Source organism: Massilibacteroides vaginae (assembly GCF_900178525.1).
GTDB classification, from domain to species: Bacteria; Bacteroidota; Bacteroidia; order Bacteroidales; family Tannerellaceae; genus Massilibacteroides; species Massilibacteroides vaginae.
In genome coordinates this window covers 72,501-73,767 of record NZ_FXDJ01000005.1, presented here as the reverse complement: position 1 = coordinate 73,767, position 1,267 = coordinate 72,501, and the positions used below count along the sequence as shown (strand labels likewise).

1 rRNA gene (running past one end of the window) is annotated in these 1,267 nt (G+C 46.7%); it reads left to right on the top strand.

The window, feature by feature from the left end:
- The first annotated feature begins 64 nt into the window (after positions 1-64).
- Positions 65-1,267, top strand: a 23S ribosomal RNA gene (locus B9Y81_RS00475); it runs 1,679 nt beyond the window's last position.

The following is a 1,267-nucleotide window of genomic DNA, read 5'->3' as shown; positions in this document are numbered from 1 at the left end:
AAAGTATACATCAGCAGCTGTTTTATTGGTTTGTAAAAACGGATAGAATTAGTGTTAAGTTGATAAGAAAGTAAGTAAGGGCAGACGGTGGATGCCTAGGCTCTCGGAGGCGATGAAGGACGTGATAAGCTGCGAAAAGTCCGGTTTAGGTGCAAATAACCTTTGATACCGGAATATCCGAATGGGGCAACCCGTCAGGTTGAAGGCCTGACACCTCGTAATGAGGGGCGAACGTGGGGAACTGAAACATCTAAGTACCCATAGGAGAAGAAAACAAGAGTGATTCCGCAAGTAGTGGCGAGCGAACGCGGAACAGCCCAAACCTATTCTGTTTAGGCATAATAGGGGTTGTAGGACCACGTTGTGGTACAATTTAATTGAAGTAGAATGAACTGGAACGTTCAGCGATATTGGGTGACAGCCCCGTATACGAATCGATTGATTGGCCTAGTGGTATCCTGAGTAGCGCGGGACACGAGAAATCCTGTGTGAATTAGCGGGGCCCATCCCGTAAGGCTAAATACTCCCGAGAGACCGATAGTGAACCAGTACCGTGAGGGAAAGGTGAAAAGCACCTCGAATAGAGGAGTGAAATAGTTCCTGAAACCGTCTGCTTACAAGCGGTCGGAGCACTTTCATAGTGTGACGGCGTGCCTTTTGCATAATGAACCTACGAGTTACTTTATCCGGCAAGGTTAAGGCATTCAGTGCCGGAGCCGAAGCGAAAGCGAGTCTTAACAGGGCGTTTTAGTCGGATGGAGTAGACGCGAAACCAAGTGATCTACCCTTGTTCAGGTTGAAGGTTAGGTAAAACTAATTGGAGGACCGAATCGTTAAGCGTTGAAAAGCTTTCGAATGAAGTGAGGGTAGGGGTGAAAGGCTAATCAAACTTGGAGATAGCTCGTACTCCCCGAAATGCATTTAGGTGCAGCCTTTATTATTACTAGTATGAGGTAGAGCGACTGATTGGATGCGAGGGCTTCGCCGCCTATCAAGTCCAGATAAACTCCGAATGCGTACTAGTTTAAAATAAGGAGTGAGGGTGTGGGTGCTAAGGTCCACATCCGAGAGGAGAATAATCCAGACCATCAGCTAAGGTCCCGAAATAACAGTTAAGTTGAATAAACGAAGTCAGATTGCATAGACAGCTAGGATGTTGGCTTGGAAGCAGCCATTCATTTAAAGAGTGCGTAACAGCTCACTAGTCGAGGAATGTGGCGTGGATAATACTCGGGCATAAACTGTTTACCGAAGCTATGGAATCAGC